Source organism: Streptomyces sp. NPDC058665, assembly GCF_042714995.1.
In the GTDB taxonomy this organism is placed as follows: domain Bacteria; phylum Actinomycetota; class Actinomycetes; order Streptomycetales; family Streptomycetaceae; genus Streptomyces.
In genome coordinates, this window is sequence record NZ_JBHXRX010000038.1 from 16,013 (window position 1) to 32,659 (window position 16,647).

The following is a 16,647-nucleotide window of genomic DNA, read 5'->3' on the forward strand; positions in this document are numbered from 1 at the left end:
GTTCCTGGACGTGACGCACCCGCGCCCAGGGGGAGTAGGGGCAACTTGCCACAGGAAGTCAGTTTCCTGTTCGGGCATGACCCACGCACACGGCTACCACACACTGATCCCAGGTCCAGGCCGATACACCCTCCGCTGTTCGGGCGTGCGGATCTCGGTCTGGGTCATCCGCGCTCGCCACAGGATGTGCGGGCAATGAGCTCCGGCTGGAACGTCAACTGTGCAGACTCCGCAGGGCTTTCAACGATGAGTCCGGCCGCCTTCAGCCCCATCTGGTACGACGGTTGCGCGATGACAGTGATGCCGAGTGCTGGCGCCCAGGAGAAATCGTCCATCGTGAGGAATCCGATGTCATCCGGGATCATCAGTCCCCGGGCCATCAGTGCGGAGTGGACAGCTACGGTGCGCCGACCTGCGAAGCACACGATCGCGTCGGGAGCGCAGCGTTCCAGCAACACCCCGATCGCCGCGTCAACATCCTCATTGCCGGCCACAGCCACCACAGCCTCGTCAGGCAGCGGAAGACCTGCCTCGGCGAGCCCCCGCTGCAGCCCTTCGGTGCGCCCGCTTTGCGAGGGCCGTTTCCCGGAGGTGATCACACCCACGGTTCGCCGCCCGCAGGAGACCAGATGCTCCGCGACGAGCCGACCGGCCGCACGATTGTCCAAGGCAACCGAGTGCAGATTGGCCGGCGGACTCTGTACCGATCGTGCGACGACTACACAGGGAGTCCCCCGTGCGGCCATCCTGCGTGTTCGGTCATCAGTGGACTCACTGGTGGTGACGATCAGCCCCCGCACTCGCTGCTCATCCATCGTCTGGACCTGGGCGACCTCGCGGTCGACATGGCGGAAAGTGTTGGAGAACATCACAAGGCTGCCGTTGGCGTCAGCGACCTCGTCGATCCCACGCATCAAGTCCAGGTAGAACGGACTGCTGAGATCGTCGATCAGCACCCCGATCGTGCTGGACTTCCCGGCGAAAATGCTCTTGGTCAGGGCGTTCGGCGTGTAATCCAGTCGGTTGGCCGCGTCCCACACCCTGGTTGCGGTGGCCCCTTTGACGGCGCCGCCGTTGAGCACCCGCGAAACCGTCGCCACTGACACCCCGGCGGCCGCCGCGACATCGCCAATGGTCGTTCGCTTTCCCATCCCGCACCCTCTCACTGCATCAATCAGGCGGCGGCCACATGCCATCGCGAACACCGCCCATGATGACGGTGCGCACACGCCACCACTACTTCGGATCGGTCAACTCGGATTGGCGATCACGTCCGGTGCGACGCGCACCGCAACGGCAGCACCAGAATGGCATCGGCGACATGGGCGGTGCCACGCCAATCACTGGCAAGCACACCACTCTTGCCTCGGCGGTGCCGTTCCCGAGGGGCCGACCGCCAACCGCAACGGCGCGCCGCAGACCCGGGAGCCCATAACATCGACCTGCCTGGACATACGTGGATATTTTACTCGCTTATGTGAGGGAGGATTTCTGAGCGTGAACACCTGTCGCCCGCTTCGATCTGCGATCAGCTTCTGAAGGTACGGCAGGCCAACTCGTCATGTAATTAGTTTCAGATGGAACACGAGAGCACGTGGAAAGTCAACGCCTGGCCGCGACGTGAATACGGAGGCCACGGCCTGGCCGCACTTGACCACCGCTGGGCAAGAGGCCTCCGCCAGGGCGTGCCCAACACCGTAGACAGATACTTTTGACTCCTTCATGGGGCAGGACGCAAGCTGCCGCGGGCGCTGACGGTGAGCGCCCGCGGCTACGGCTGCGGATCCGAGAAACCGGACAGTTGCTGGGACTGCGGTCGTGGAGAGGACTCAGAAGGCAGTCTGTGGAGGCTGCCGGCGCGAGTCGCGGCGGCTGTCGGCGGCTGCGATGCGGGTCCAGTGGTGGGGGAGCGGCCTGGAGCTTTTCGAGATCACGTTGCTCATGACCGACCCTTCCTCTACCTCTGGGAAGCCTTCTCGCCCTCGATGGCGTAGGGGTCGAAGCGAGTTACGCCGTCAGCGGCCTTGGCGATCACCCGCGCTGGACGGAAATCGTCGAGCAGCGAGGACTTCTGGCCTGTCGTAACCTCGTGAGCCGCGAGACGACCCATGAGGGCGCCCATCGTTACGCCGCTGTGCATGGTCATGACGTACAGGCCCGGCACACCGTCCCAGAATCCGGCGACGGGCAGGCCATCAAGGGGGTACGGGCGGGTCGCGATCTGAACCCGCTCACCGCGCACGGCGGCGTCAACGTCGGCGACTCCGTCCGCAGTCTGTGCGATCAGCTCCTGGATCGCCTCGTCAGGGAGGGTCCAGGTCGAATGATCGATCTGCGTGTCGCTCTTGCTCGACCGTATGACGAGACGGCCGCTGGTGTCGGGACGGACACTGAGGCCGGGGAGGTGAAGCATCGTCGTCAGGTTGGACGTCCCGGGCGAGGTCGTCACTGTGAGGCCAGGAGTGCCCGCGGTCGCCACGTCGATGCCCTGCGTCTTCATCACATCGCCGATGCCGGCACCGGCCGCCAGCACGACAACGTCGGCGTCGAGCCGATCCCCGTTTTCGAGGACCACGCCGCAGACTCGATCGCCGTGGTCGATGAGGCCAACCACGTTCGATCCATCACGGACGCTCGCACCGAGATCCCTTGCGGCGCGTAGAAGGTCGTGAATGAGCAGCGGCACTGTGATGTGGCCTTCGCCCGGGTAGAACGCGGCCAGCTCGTACGCATCCTTCCTCCGGATGAGTGGGTCAATCCGGCCGAGCTCGCGAGGGGTCACCGGGATTGCGGCGTACCCGTAGAAGTTGAGCCGCTCAATCCGGTTCATGAGCTTCTGGGCGTCGGCGGCGTTGTCGACGACATCGACGTTGCCCTGCTTGTGCAGCCAGTCAGACTTGCCGAGGTCCCGTGCGACCGCATCCCATTCCGTCATCGAGATGACGTTGAGGTCGTGGTAGTTCCTCGGTTCCTTGCTGTGGGAGTTCAGCCAGGCGAAGCTCGCTGCGCTGGCGGCGTCGCCCGGGACGCCCTTGTCGACGACGGTGACATCGACGCCGCGCCGAGCGAGCTGGTAGGCCGTTGAGGCACCGAGCACGCCCGCGCCTATCACGACTGCTTTCATTACAGTTTCTCCCTTGTCAGGTGGTGCCGACGCGAGAAAGGCCCTCGGCTGGTGAGTGCGCCCTGCCCTCGTCGACGAGGTCGAGTTGGATGTCCGGGAAGCGTTCGGGGTCGCCAGGCGCCAGCGCGGCTGACTGTTCATGGGCAGAGCGTCCGGGGCCGGCATGACCCTCCTCTCACATAGTGCAACTAGTTACATCTGCGGCCGTGGGTCTTGTCCTGCCTGCGGGTCGATGTGGCGAGTTGGCAGCCGCTTCGCCAGGGATGAGCTTGATGTCCCTGAGCTGGTGTGGCCGTTGCGGCCCGCGGTCCGCCCCCACAGCTCAGAACTCGCGGCCGACGGCAGCAGGTGGGCTCGGCGGATTGCATGCGGAGCTGTCCCGCGAGCCTGCCCATCTCGGATGTAACTAGTTACAGGATACCATGAGGTGCTTCTGGCTGCTCCGCTGAGACCGGTCATGGCCCCGTGGGTCGCTGTAGAGGAGGATGACTTCAGTCGGGCCGCCGTCATGATCAGGCGCTTCGGCGCACTGGCCGGGTCCACGCTCTCGCTGGTGTCCTACTGCGGGGACGTGATCGACAGGGCTCGTAACCGCCGCAGTCGGGGTGCTGGTCCAGCGGGCCCGTAGAAGCCCGGACCGGGTACTGCGGATCGCGGCAACCGCGTGCTCGGACTGTGGCGGACCCGGTGCCTCTGATCCCGGGGTGACGGTTTGCGGTTGGTCGCACCCAGGTCGGGAGAGCCCTTCCTTCGATGCGTGAGCATTGAGTGCCCCAAGCATTGACTGCGGTGCGGGTGTGTGCTCTAGTTGTAACTAGTAACAGTAACTAGTTACATCAATACGTTCCCTACACGGAACGCTGCGCCTTGAGGTCGGGTCCACCCCTTCGACCGTCGCCGGCGGGATGCCTTCACCGATAGGGTAATAGGCGGCAGAACCACCTCATTCTGTCGTTGATCTGTCCGGTCGAGCCGCGCCATCCATATGCGTCAGGACCTTCGGCGCAGGACGAACTGTAGGCATCTGTCGCCTGGTTGGGCGGAGTTCGGCTCTCCAGGCGAACCTCAGTACCAGATCGGGCCCAACACCAGGGCCCCCTCCCAGAATTGAAGGAGGAGCGTGCATCATGCCTCCTTACGTCGCACAAAACCTTCCTGAGGGCCGAGTCGGGGTAGAAAATTTAGCCCCGCAGCGATTCGAAATGGGGACTCCAAGGGCGCCCGAAGTTGTCCCTCGGTCCTCGCGGAATTGACAGCGCTAAGCGCATCGCCCAGTACCGGGCTGGGTCCACCAAGGAAACTGGGCTGCGTGGAGCGCTACTCGACGATCAATGGGCTGAAGTGCGGCAGGTGCGATGTGACGATCTGGGAAACTGGTCCCTTTCAGAGTCAGGTACGTGAGGCTCCTTTGGACGCGGCCGGCGCAGGTGGCAAAGTGTCGAGGGCGAACAAGTCTCAGCAGGCACTCGGCCAACTTGGGAGAACGGACCAGGCGCTCGGCTCCGTAGTGGTTCGTGCGAGCAAGGCGACGCGGGGGCTGGGCCCTGTGTGTCTGCGGCCCTCGGTGGGATGCGGCAAGCAAAGGGATGACCGGCGCGCGATGCTTGGTTCCTGCCCGTACGCAGTTGATGGTGGAGCTGGCGGACATTACCGTCGATCGGCCCGATCACAGGGTGGTCGTGGTCGATCGTCACAAGGTCACCGACTTGCTTCGAGCGGGGCGGAAATAATCCACCCGTCAGCCACTCGGGGATTGTGTGAACGTAGCCCGCGTGAGGCTTTCAAAGAACCTGCTTTAGGGGCAAGCTAATCTGCCACTGCTCCGCCGATCACCGCGCTGAGCCTCTGAGTGCTTAGTGAGACTTCCACCGCGTCTGTCGGTGCACAGCTCTCAACTGGCTCCCCGGCTCACGCCTTTCCGTCAGGCGGATGAGCCTTCCGGTAATTCTGGCGGCCCTGTCCCTTCGTCAGTGAGGGTGCCGTCCTGTCTGGCGCATACGGCATTGATGTATCCGAACTAGTCTAAAAAATGGAGGTGCGGCCGACATGAAGAAGATCATCAGCGTTGCGCTCGTGCTCGGGCTCTCAACGTCACTGGCCGCCTGCACGTCCACCGGCGCGGATGCCGGCTCCGGGGGAGGGGACGTAGTCGTCGTTGAAGGCTATGGCGCTGAGTACGAAACCCTCTTCAGGGAGAACATCGCGAAGCCGTTCACGAAGGAAACCGGCATCAAGGTCGAGTACAGAGGGGGCGGCTCCGGGGCGGAGACCTACGCCGCCGTCCGTGCCGCCAACGGTGACCCTGGTTTTGACCTCGGGATAATGACCCACCTCGAGCTCGAGCAGGGCCATCAGGACAATCTGCTGGCCCGGGTGACCGAGAAGCAGGTGCCCAACCTGGCCAACGTGCCCCAGAAGCTGAAGGAACACACCAACGGCGTCGGCGCGATTCAGGAAGTCCAGCAGGTCTGCCTGATGTACAACCGCGACGCCTTCCCCAAGCCGCCCACCAGTTGGGACGTGATGTGGAATCCGAAGTACCGTCAGGGAACGTTGATCTTCAGCCCGAGCAACGCGCTCGGGGTCTATTCCCTGCTCACCCTCGCCGACATGGGCGGCGGAAGTAGCAACAACATGGGGCCCGCGTTCAAGCGGACCGAGGAGATGGCCAAGTACGCCTTGGCCACTCCGACGAGTTCCTCGGAAGCCGTGCCCTTCATGGCGAAAGAGACCGCCACGACCTTCCCCTACTTCGACGGCCGCGCCGCGATCTACGCCAAGACCAACAACTACGACTTCACCGTTCCCAAGGAGGGTACATACGCGAACCTGGGCGCCTTGGGCGTCCCGGACGGCGCGGACCACAAGGGCAACGCCTTCAAGCTCATCGACTACTGGCTCTCCAAGGAGGTCCAGGAGCGCTGGGCGCTTGCCTACAACGTCGGGCCCGCCGTCACCAGTTTGACTTTCCCCGCGGCCTTCGCGGCCAAGCACGTCACGACGCCGGAACAGCTCGACAAGATCAAGATCGCCGACGCGTCAACGGTCAACGACAACCGCAACGAGTGGCAGCAGCAGTGGCAGGAGGCCGTGCGATGACCACCTCGCTGACAGGCTCGCCCCCGCGCGTGCCCGGGCACACGCTGACGCGGAAGCGTTCCAAGCTGCCGCTGCTGTCATTGCCGGCGACGGTCTGGGTCCTGGCGGTCTTCGCGGTCCCGACCATGATCCTCCTCGCCAGCAGTGTGGTGACTTACGACGGCGCCCAAGTCACCACCGATCTCACCACTGAGCACTACACAGGCCTGTTCGGCGACAGCTATTTCCGTTCCGTGTTGTGGGACACCATCTGGACGTCCATCGTGGTGGGCCTGACTTGTACGGCCATGGGGCTTCTGGTGGCGCACTTCCTCGTCCGCTCCCGCTCTCGTCTGCGCACACTTGTACTGCTCATCGTGGTTTCGCCTCTCGTCTCCAGCGTTGTCGTGCGCACCTATGGCTGGTTGGTGGTGCTCCAGAACGACGGCCTGCTCAACACGATCCTCCAGTGGTCGGGCGTGACCGACAAACCGGTCGCGTTCATCGGCACCTGGTTCGCGGTCATCGTTGGGCTCGTGCACGTGCTGCTGCCGTTCGCGGTATTTACCGCGATGTCCAGCGTGCAAAGCGTCGACCCAGCCTTGGAACGCGCCTCACGCGACCTGGGTGCCGGACCGGTGCGTACCTTCTTCCGGATCACGCTGCCGCTGATCAGGCCCGGTCTGATCTCCGGTTTCATGCTCACCTTTGCCATCAGCCTGGGCTCATTCGCTGCGGCTGCGATCCTCGGCGGCGGACGGGTCCAAACCCTCGCGACCCTGGTTCGCGAGCGCATGGTGGTCAGCCTTGAGTGGGGGGAAGCCGCAGCCATCGCCGTGGTCATCCTCGTGGTCAGCGCGATCACGGTCGGCGCACTTCTGTGGGCCGGCAACCGGTCACGAAAGGGGATCTGACCATGCGCCCTCGACTCTGGATCCTGCTGCGCTCCACACTGCTAACGCTCGTGATGCTGTTCATCGCCGTGCCAATGGCCGTCGTGGTGTGGACCTCTGTCCAGCCCGACACCTACCCGGCCTTCCCCCCAAGCGGCCTCTCCCTGAAATGGTGGGACTCCGCGCTCACCCGCGAGTGGCTGCTGCCTATGGCTCTGTCCGCACAGATCGCACTGGCCTCTGCCCTGTGCGCCCTGATCACCGGTACCGCCGCCGCCTATGCACTCTCGCGCGGCCAGGGGCGCGGCCGGGCTGCCCTGGAGGGCTTTCTCGCCACCCCGCTGCTCTTGCCCGAGATCGTCATCAGCCTCGCCGTCGTGCAGCTGATCTCCATGATGAGCGCACGCGGGCTCATCGGCTCGCCCCTGCTCGTGGTGACCCACACGGTGATCGGTATTCCGTTCGTACTGCGGACCGTCGGCGTCAGCCTGCTCGGCGTCAACACCTTGTGGGAGCGTGCAGCTCGCGATCTCGGAGCCACCCCGCTGCGCGCTTTCACGTCGGTCACTCTGCCGCTCATGCGGTCAGGCATGTTCGCCGGCGCACTCTTCGCCTTCATCATGTCGTTCAACAACGTCGAGTTGTCCCTGTTCCTGACCACCCGCGACGCGAACACCTTGCCCATCCAGCTCCTGCAGTACATGGAGTACGAGTACTCGCCCACCCTGGCCTGCGTCGCGGTCACCAGCGTCCTCGGCATCTGCGCCGTCGCGGGTATCGCATCCAGGTTCACCCACCTGACCGAGTTCATCCACGGAGGTACCAAGTGACCGCACTGAGCGCCGCCAAGCGGCCCGCCACCCAGGAAGCAGCCGGTGGATACGCGGTCACACTGCGCGGCATCCGCAAGGAGTTCGGCTCCGCAGTCGCCGTCGAAGACCTCGACCTCGACGTTCGCCCCGGCGAGTTCCTTACCTTGCTCGGGCCGTCCGGATGCGGCAAGACAACCACCCTGAACATGATCGCGGGCTTCCTCACGCCCGATGCCGGGCAGATCATGCTCGACGGACAGGACGTCCACCATTTGCCCCCTGACCGGCGCGACACCGCGATGGTCTTCCAGCAGTACGCCCTCTTCCCTCACCTGACCGTCGGCCGCAACGTCGGCTACGGACTGCAGATGCGCAAGCGCCCGAAACCGGAGATCCGCAAGCGCGTCGCCGAGGCCCTCGAACGCGTTGGCCTGGCCGGCAAGGAAGACCGTCTACCCGGTCAGCTCTCCGGCGGGCAGCAGCAGCGCGTCGCGCTCGCCCGGGCCATCGTGGTGCAGCCGAAAGTGCTGCTGTTCGACGAGCCCCTGTCCAACCTGGACCTCAAGCTGCGCGAACAGCTCCGCCTGGAGATCAAGCACCTGCAGCGCGAACTCGGCATCACTTCCATCTTCGTGACACACGATCAGACCGAGGCCCTGGTGATGAGCGACCGCATCGCAGTGATGCGCGGTGGCCGGATCGACCAGCTCGACACACCAGAGACGATCTACCGCGAACCCGCAAACGCGTTCGTAGCGGGGTTTATCGGCCAGTCCAACCTCATCTCCGGCGTCTGTACCGAGGCCGGCTCCGACCGATGCACGATCGAGCTGTCCATATCGAACACCGTGCACGCACGGCACCCAGGCACGGTCACTGCGGGCGACTCCGTCCGCGTCCTGCTCAGGCCTGAAGCTCTCCGCTTGGGCAGCGACGGCGCCACCTCAACCCTCACGGGCGCGGTGATCGAGATCATCAACGAGGGCAACATCGCCACCGTAGTCGTTCAGGTCAGCACGGATGTCCGGCTTCGCGTCGCGGTCACCGACCCGGGCGCACTCAGGCTGCCTACCCTCGGCGACGTGATCCCCGTCTCCATTCCCCCCGGAGCCGCCCGAGCTCTGCCCATCGGCGGCTGAAACCCTCACCTTCCCTCCTACATAGGGATGGAGCCGGTACGACCAAGATAGGCAAAGCCGCTGGCTCCGCTCGGTTCTATCGCGCCGTTGCCCGAGCGGAAGAGCCCCCGGCCGCCCCAGGGGGTTGGCCGGGGGCGCTGTCCTGCGTCTCGGAGCGATAGTCACACTTCGACACCGGCCTGAGATCGATTGATCTTCAGGTACCCGGGGGTGATCAAGGACCGCAGCAGATGCATGCCGGGGGGATGCGGGGCCGGCGGTCACCAGACGGTCGGCGATCTGGTGACCGCCTTGAGCACGCCGACAGCTTTGGCCAGAAGAGCGGCTGGTGCGGGTGCCTTCCCGCGGGGGCCCGGACTTCTACGGTCCGGTCCTGGATGTCCTGGAGGAGTGGCTGTCCGGCCACGGCCTGCCGCACGGCGCCTGATGAGCCCGGGAGGCGAACTGGTGGGCCTCGTCGTGGAGATCGCCGGCCCCGCGCCCGGCGTGTGGTGGGCGCTGGATGCCTGCGTGGATACCGCGCCCTTCGGCGACGAGAGCTCCTGGACGTTCCCGCCTACGTCCGGCGATGTCAAGGACGGCTGGCTGCTGGGCCGGGGAGCGGCCGACTCCAAGCTCGCGGCGGCCATGTTCTGTCACATCGCCGCTGACAACTACGCCCAGGCCGGCGGGCTGGCGGTGCGTGTGAGCCCAGCTTAAGCATGCTATGTCCGAATAAATTTCCGACCCTCACTCCTGGGGGTCAAGGGTCGCAGGTTCGAATCCTGTCGTCCCGACTCGCGAGAGTCGCAGGTCAGGGCCGGTCTCGGAGAATTCCGAGACCGGCCCTTGATCGTTGCTGGGGACCAGGTGGGGACCGGCGCGCGGTCCCGTGAACAGGTGGGCGTCGGGTTCGGGGTCGGCCGGCAGGATGCGCTGGGCGACGAGCGGGGCGACGTCAGGCGATTCCGTCCCTGCCCCGGCAACCGAATTCCCACCCTTGGGCGTCTCGAAAAGAGCGTCAGGCCGGTCTCAGCGGGCTCGCCCCATCGGCACCACCAACAGTCAAGGAGGCAAGTCGAGTTGACGACTCCACTCACGCCGGAGGACCCCGAGCGGCTCGGCGACTACTGGATCGCGTCGCGGCTGGGGTCCGGCGCGCAGGGTGTGGTGTACGAGGCGTACGACCGGGGCGGCGCGCGGGTCGCCGTCAAGGCGCTGCGCCGGGACGCCACGCCGTTCGTGTGGGACCGGTTCGGCAAGGAGGCCGAGGCGGCACGGAAGGTCGCCCCCTTCTGTACGGCCCGGATCCTGGACGTGGCCCTGCCACCGGCCAACGGCGCGGGGCACGAGGGCGCCGTGCCCTACATCGTCAGCGAGTACATACCGGGGCCCACCCTCACCGCCCATGTCCAGCGGCATGGGCCGCTCGACCCCGATGCCGTACTGCGTCTGGCGATCGGCGCGGCGACGGCGCTCGCCGCGATCCACAGCGCCGGTGTGATTCACCGCGACCTGAAGCCCGGCAACATTCTTCTGGGTCCGGACGGGCCCCGCATCATCGACTTCGGTATCGCCCGCGCCGCCGACATGTCCCTCACGGCCACCGGCGCGCTCATGGGCACCCTCGGCTACATGGCGCCGGAGGTCCTGTCCGGCAAGCGGGCGACCACCGCGTCCGACGTCTTCGCGTGGGGGGCTGTGGTGTTGTTCGCGGCGAGCGGTGACGAACCGTTCCGCGGCGCCCATCTCGGTGAGGTGGCTCACCGCACCGCGTCCGTCCACCCGGATCTCGGCGCGGTGCCCGCCCGGTTCCGCCCACTGGTTGCCGCGGCTCTCGCCAAGGATCCCGAACTGCGGCCCTCCGCACAGGAGTTGCTCAGCGAACTGATCGGAGGGCCGAGCAAGGCCGTCGATCCGCGCCGGGCGCTGCTCGAAGCGGGCGCGCGCCGCGCCACCTCGCGTGAGGACGTGCCGCCCTCCGCCGAGACCGTTCCCCCGCTGGGCGAGCGCGCCGAAGCGGCCTTCGGCTCGCTGCCTCCCGCGTCCCAACTCGCGGCCCACGAACTTCTGTTACGTCTGGTCGTCCCCGGTGACGCGGTGGACGGCTCCCAGGATTCCGTACGTACCGCGAGCCAGGACGAGTTGTACGCCGGGCGCCCCGACAGCGAGCGGGGGGCGATCCAGGCGGCCGTCACCGCACTTGCCGACGCCGGTGTCCTGGAGGCCGACGGAGAGGACGGTTCCGTACGCCCCGTCAGCGCCGCGCTCGTTCCCGCCTGGAGCAGGCTGCGTGACGCCGTCGACGCCGACCGCCAGAGCCTCGTTGTCCACCGTTCTCTGGGGCGCGCCGCCCGCCAGTGGCTGGCACACGGTGAGCGGCCCGACGACCTGCCGCACGGCACCGCCCTGCGCACCTTCCTGGACTGGCTGGCCGTGGCGCCCTTCCATCTGCGGCCAAATCCCCTGGAGCTCCGCTTTCTGTACGCGGCCCGGGAAGGGTCCGCCCGTGCCGCGCGCCGTCGACGTCAACTGCTCGCAGTGACGGCCGCGTTGACGGTCCTGGCGCTGCTCGCCGGAACCGTCGCGTGGTTCCAGAGCCGGGAGAGTGCCCGGCGTGGCGCCGAGGCGGAACTCCGCCGCGACCAGGCCACGTCCCGCTCCGTGGCACAGGCCGCGGACAACCTGCGTGGCAGCAGTCCGGACACCGCACTGCTGCTGAGCCTCGCCGCGTGGCGCATCGCGCGGACACCGGAGGCGCGGTCGTCGCTGAGCGCGGCGGCGACGCAGCAGGAGACCGGCGTGATCGATGCGCCCTCGCCCAGTTCGTCCCCGGACAACGGTGAGGCGCTCCTGGAGCGCGGCCTCAGTTTCATGACCTACACCGAGGACGAGACCAGGTTCTGGGATCTGACCAAGGGGCAGGAGGGTGTCACGAAGCCCCGGCTCACGGTGGCCGGCGCAATGGTGAATCCACCCACTCCGCCCCTGGTCAGCAGGGACGGCCAACTTCTGCTGAAGAAGGGCACGTCCGGCACTTACCAGCTCGTGTCCACCCGTGACGGCAAACCGTCCGGCAAGCCAGTACCCCGTCAGCCCGGCTTCCGCCCCGACCAGTTGTCGAACCAGGGACATGTCCTGTTCGCCCAGGAGAGCCCGCCGACCGACGCACCGGTCACCCATCGGTTCTTCTCGCCCGCCACCGGGCTCGTCTCCTGGACGACGGAGAAGTCGAGCGGGATGTATCTCTCGCCGGACGGCACGCACTTCGCGTCCTGCCCACAGAGCGCCGCGGGCGGCAGCGGTGAGCCTCTGACCGTGTGGGCGATCCGCCCGGGGGACTCCGAGCCCCGGTTCGTGTTCTCCAGCACCAGCCCCGCGAGCCGTTTCGACGACGTACGGGTCACCTGTGGCGAAGAGCTGGACTTCAGCGCGGACGGCAGCCTGTTGGGTCTGCGGGACGGCGGGAGCCTCTTCGTCTGGTCCACCGCGGACGGCCTCCCGCGAGCCGGTACCCCGATCGAGACGCTCGACGAGACGAACGCGAGCGTATATCTGAGTGCCGGGGGCCACTACGCTCTCGCCTCCTCCCAGGAACACCCCATCGCCGTCTGGGCGCTCGACGGCTCCTCCGTCCCGCTCTTCCGGCTCGCCGACCGCTCCGGCAACAAGGACGGCAGCAACAGCGGCGGCTTCCGGATGGGCCTGGACGAGAAGTCCGGCACGCTCACCTACCTGGACAGCGGCTCCCAACAGGTCCACCGGCTCGACCTGACAGCGGCCCTGTCCGGTGGAGGGCAGGGGCCGGCCGTCGAGGGCGCGGCGATCTCCGCGGACGGCCGGACCGGTCTCTACCGCCAGGGTGTCGACGCTCCCGTCCAGCATGTCTTCGACGCGCGCACGGGCAAGGAGAGCGGTACGCCGCTGCCGCAGAGTCCGGGGCTCGGCGAGGCCGCGCAGACCCGGGTCAGCGCCCTGTCCCCGGACGGCAGCCTCGTCGCCTTCACCGACTTCCGGCCCTCCGGGGGCGGCCTCCGTCTGTCCGTGAGCGTGTGGGACCGGCGCGCCCGCAAGGAACTGCTGCGCGCGCCAGTCCCCGAACAACGCGACGTCTTCGAGATCACGATCTCCCGCGACAACCGCCATATCGCCTTCAGCAACGACTACGCGGGAGTTCCCTCCGGCGAGGGCGGTGCCATCGACGTCTGGGACATCCGAGATCGCAGGCGGGTGCACCGCTACGCTCAAGGACAGCACGGCTTCGGCCAGTTCAGCCGGGACAGCCGCCGACTGGTCACCACCGAGGGCGACGTCCTCGACCTGGCGACACGGACCAACCGCCGCGCGGCCTTCGGCAACGAGGACACCGTGGACCTCGCCCACTCGCCCGACGGCAAGGTCCTTGCCGTGGTGCGCGCCACCGGCTGGGTCGAGCTGTGGGACAGCGAGGTCCGCCACCGCCTGGCCCGGATGCCCAGCAGCACCGTGCGCGGCGGCACACGCTCCGGCGCCTACCTCTCGGACACCGTCTTCTCCCCTGACGGCACTCTGCTGGCCGCCACCGTCGAGACGGACACCGTGCAGCTGTGGGATGTCGACGCCCGCCTCTCCCTGGGCCAACCCCTCGACATGGGCGGCCGGGAGATCGACGCCATGGCCTTCGACGGCAGCGTGCTGCGCGCCCTCAGCGGCAGCCGCGCCCAGTCCGTCGACCTGGCGCCCGACGCACTGGCGGTCACCGTCTGCAAGAAGGCCGGCCGTGACATCACCCGTGAGGAGTGGCGCACGTATATCCCGGACCTGCCCTACCACGGCCTGTGCTGACGATGTGCCCCATGTGGTCCGGCGGTCCTTTTTTCCGGTACCGCTGAACAGTCGCCAGGCGCGATGGTGATAAGCAGGCTAGAGTGGTAGAGGGTGAGGTGAATTGTCTCGGGGTGCGGAACGTTTTATACCCCGACCCGACTGCCCAGGGCTACTTGCGAGGGGGCGCGGTGACGCCAGAGTCCGAAAGCGCTCCAGCGGTCGTACACGAGGTGCGGCGGCTGCAGGTTGATGTCGATGTGTCTTATGAAGATTTTCGAGAGCGCTACGAAGCTGCGGTGCCGATGCTGGACGTGCCACGCTTTGATGCACTCAAGGAAAACGATGCCGACTGGGACGCCGTGCTTACGGCAACGGCGGAGAACGCTCCGCATGATTTCATCATCTATTGGCGTAGTGATGTGACTGCGATGATGAGTCTCGCAGGTGACGAGGCCCGGTGCACGCAGTATCTTATGGGAAATCATGGCATGGCCGAACGTATGTTCCGTCACGATGCGGCGGTAATGCTCTACGCGCCTCTGCGGACTACCATTATTGAAGATCCGGACGGGGCCGTTCGATTCTGTATCGACCAGCCGAGTACCCAGTTCGCCAGTTTCGGGGACTCGCGGATCGCACGTGTGGGGGTGGAGTTGGACGGAGAGCTTGCGCGACTGCTCAAGAGTCTTGAGGTTCCCGTTCCTGCCGCTCTTACTATGACCGGCGAGGAGCGGGGCGTCGGGAGTTCGGCATAAGGGCTGTCCCATCGCGCTCACATGGTTGCGCCTCAACTTGTCGATCTGCGGCTTCCGCTGGAATGGAATCCGACCGCGAGGTGATCGAGGTGCTGGCTCTGACCAACGCTGCTCTGACCGTGGTCAGGTGGACCCCGGCCGCGGAGCGAACTTGGGGATACTCGGTTGCAGAGGTGGTGAACGGTGTCGACGGATATGAGTCCTTCGGTACTGAACGCGATCTTCAACAGCTCACCCATTGGTATCGCGGTCTGGGACCGCGATCTGCGCTGTGTCTGGTTCAACAGCAGCGACACCAACGAGGGAGTCTACAAGTCGAAAATGGAGCTGGGACGCCACATCACAGATGTGGTCGCGACCAACCATCCCGTGTTCCTGGAGACTGCTCTGCGGCATGTCCTGGAACGGGGCCTGCCTCTCCTCGATCACGAACTGGATCCGAGCACAATTCCTTCGCCCGACGCTCAGCCTCCTCGCTTCTCGGTCTCCTTCTTCCGCCTTGATGACGCGGAAGGCCGAGCGGTGGGTGTGTGCTCGATGGCTGTGAACATCAAAGACAGCCGGGCACGACAGCGGCTGAACATGCTCAGCGAGGCAGGCACGCGTATCGGCACCACGCTCGATCCCCTCAACACCGCTCAGGAATTGGCGAGCACAGCGGTTCCGGCGCTGGCGGACTACGCCACGGTGGATCTGGCGGAGGTTGTCGCGCTCGGACAGGAGCCTCTGAACCACCTGAATTCCACCGACATCAGCATTCCGGTCTTCTACCGCGCCGGCGCGGAATCCATCCATTCAGATATGTGTGAGTCCCTCTGGCACCGCGGAGAACCGGTATTCGTTCCGCCTGCATCTCCGTTCACCGCTGTTCTGGAGTCGCGGAGATCTCATTTCGAGCCCTTGCTCGACACCACGCCGGGCACCTGGCTCGACAACGATCCGGACAGGGCCCGTGTCATTCGTGCGACCGGAATGCATAGCCTGATGATTGTCCCGCTTCAGGCGCGTGGGGCGGTACTGGGGGTGGCCGTCTTCGTACGTACGGAGAACCAAGCCCCATTTACCATGGCCGATCTTGCCCTTGTCGAAGGGCTGTCGGACCGGGCCGCGTTGAGTCTCGACAACGCTATTCGGTACACGCGCGAGCGGGAGGTCGCCCTGGCACTGCAGTGATCTGCTGCCGCATCGCCTGTGGAGCAAAGGAGCCGTCGAGGTGGCGTCCCGCTATCTGCCATCAGACACCCACGGCGGTGTGGGTGGCGACTGGTTCGATGTCATCCCCTTGTCCGATGACAGAGTTGCCCTGGTGGTCGGAGACGTTGTCGGCCACGGCATCAACGCGGCAGCGGCCATGGGACGGCTTCGTACGGTTGTCCATACGCTCACGAACCTGGGAGTTCCCTCCGCCGAACTGCTCTCGCGATTGGATGAGCTCGTCCTTGAGATGGCCCGGGAAAGCCCCGACGACATCGGTCTCACATCGACAACTGTGGGAGCGACTTGTCTCTACGTGGTCTACGACCCCAGCACTCTGCGCTGCACCATGGCGAGCGCCGGGCATCCTCCCCCTGCGATCCTTTCCCCCGACGGCACCGTCGCCTTCGCCGATCTACCGGTTGGGCCGCCGATCGGAGTTGGACTGATGGAATTCGAGTCGGTGGAGGTGGAGTTGTCCGAAGGCAGCGTGATCGCCCTGTACACCGACGGCTTGATCGAGACCCGGGGAGGGGACATCGACGATGGATTGGACCGGCTGGGTCGAGCCCTTGCCTCGCCGGTCGAAGCACTGGACGACCTCTGCGAGGCGGTCGTCGACAACGTGGTGGCCGCTTCGCCTTCGGAAGACGACATCGCTCTTCTTCTGGCTCGTGTTCAGGGCGGTTCGGCATCACCATCGCCATGACGAGGTCGCCGATCTCGTCCAGAACGCCGGCGGCTTCCACGCCGGGGACGTACGGGGGCACTGCTGCTCAACATATTCTTGGCGGTGCGAACAGGATGGGACTTGTCTATGAGTACATCGTGGTCGAATTCTGATGTCCGTCCGCAGTTCAGGACGAT

The 16,647-nt window shown here is 65.8% G+C and carries 11 protein-coding genes; 9 read left to right on the plus strand and 2 right to left on the minus strand.

The window, feature by feature from the left end:
- Positions 1-164 precede the first annotated feature (164 nt).
- On the minus strand, positions 165-1,151 hold the full coding sequence (locus ACFWV8_RS24030) for a LacI family DNA-binding transcriptional regulator (protein ID WP_384206472.1): 987 nt from the start codon (positions 1,149-1,151) through the stop codon (positions 165-167).
- 806 nt (positions 1,152-1,957) lie between these two features.
- Positions 1,958-3,124, minus strand: a complete 1,167-nt coding sequence (locus tag ACFWV8_RS24035; RefSeq protein WP_384206477.1) for an NAD(P)/FAD-dependent oxidoreductase — start codon at positions 3,122-3,124, stop codon at positions 1,958-1,960.
- 2,046 nt (positions 3,125-5,170) lie between these two features.
- Here ACFWV8_RS24035 and ACFWV8_RS24040 point away from each other — a divergent pair.
- The 9 genes from ACFWV8_RS24040 to ACFWV8_RS24080 all read left to right on the plus strand — a co-directional run bounded on the left by ACFWV8_RS24040 (position 5,171) and on the right by ACFWV8_RS24080 (position 16,489).
- Positions 5,171-6,223, plus strand: coding sequence for an extracellular solute-binding protein (locus tag ACFWV8_RS24040; RefSeq protein ID WP_384206484.1), 1,053 nt, complete (start codon positions 5,171-5,173; stop codon positions 6,221-6,223).
- The gene (locus ACFWV8_RS24045; protein ID WP_384206489.1) at positions 6,220-7,116 is read left to right on the plus strand and encodes an ABC transporter permease; all 897 of its coding nucleotides are present in this window, start codon (positions 6,220-6,222) and stop codon (positions 7,114-7,116) included. Before ACFWV8_RS24040 ends, ACFWV8_RS24045 begins: the two co-directional genes overlap by 4 nt.
- A 2-nt stretch (positions 7,117-7,118) precedes the next feature.
- Entirely contained in the window at positions 7,119-7,925 is an 807-nt protein-coding gene (locus ACFWV8_RS24050; protein WP_384206495.1) for an ABC transporter permease, read from the plus strand.
- Positions 7,922-9,046: an ABC transporter ATP-binding protein gene (locus ACFWV8_RS24055; protein WP_384206501.1), complete on the plus strand. Its 1,125-nt coding sequence runs from the start codon at positions 7,922-7,924 to the stop codon at positions 9,044-9,046. The genes ACFWV8_RS24050 and ACFWV8_RS24055 overlap by 4 nt, the downstream gene beginning before the upstream one ends.
- 426 nt (positions 9,047-9,472) lie before the next feature.
- Positions 9,473-9,745: a hypothetical protein gene (locus ACFWV8_RS24060; RefSeq protein ID WP_384206508.1), complete on the plus strand. Its 273-nt coding sequence runs from the start codon at positions 9,473-9,475 to the stop codon at positions 9,743-9,745.
- Positions 9,746-10,108: 363 nt separating this feature from the next.
- Positions 10,109-13,849, plus strand: coding sequence for a protein kinase (locus ACFWV8_RS24065; RefSeq protein WP_384206513.1), 3,741 nt, complete (start codon positions 10,109-10,111; stop codon positions 13,847-13,849).
- Positions 13,850-14,019: 170 nt separating this feature from the next.
- Positions 14,020-14,586, plus strand: a complete 567-nt coding sequence (locus ACFWV8_RS24070) for a DUF302 domain-containing protein (protein ID WP_384206518.1) — start codon at positions 14,020-14,022, stop codon at positions 14,584-14,586.
- 183 nt (positions 14,587-14,769) lie between these two features.
- Positions 14,770-15,759: a GAF domain-containing protein gene (locus ACFWV8_RS24075; RefSeq protein WP_384206522.1), complete on the plus strand. Its 990-nt coding sequence runs from the start codon at positions 14,770-14,772 to the stop codon at positions 15,757-15,759.
- A 40-nt stretch (positions 15,760-15,799) separates the two neighbouring features.
- The gene (locus ACFWV8_RS24080; protein ID WP_384206526.1) at positions 15,800-16,489 is read left to right on the plus strand and encodes a PP2C family protein-serine/threonine phosphatase; all 690 of its coding nucleotides are present in this window, start codon (positions 15,800-15,802) and stop codon (positions 16,487-16,489) included.
- Positions 16,490-16,647: the final 158 nt, after the last annotated feature.

Bases quoted from the DNA above. Each gene is read 5' to 3' on its own strand.
- ACFWV8_RS24030 (WP_384206472.1), bottom strand. From the start codon at position 1,151: ATGGGAAAGCGAACGACCATTGGCGATGTCGCGGCGGCCGCCGGGGTG.
- ACFWV8_RS24035 (WP_384206477.1), bottom strand. From the start codon at position 3,124: ATGAAAGCAGTCGTGATAGGCGCGGGCGTGCTCGGTGCCTCAACGGCC.
- ACFWV8_RS24040 (WP_384206484.1), top strand. From the start codon at position 5,171: ATGAAGAAGATCATCAGCGTTGCGCTCGTGCTCGGGCTCTCAACGTCA.
- ACFWV8_RS24045 (WP_384206489.1), top strand. From the start codon at position 6,220: ATGACCACCTCGCTGACAGGCTCGCCCCCGCGCGTGCCCGGGCACACG.
- ACFWV8_RS24050 (WP_384206495.1), top strand. From the start codon at position 7,119: ATGCGCCCTCGACTCTGGATCCTGCTGCGCTCCACACTGCTAACGCTC.
- ACFWV8_RS24060 (WP_384206508.1), top strand. From the start codon at position 9,473: ATGAGCCCGGGAGGCGAACTGGTGGGCCTCGTCGTGGAGATCGCCGGC.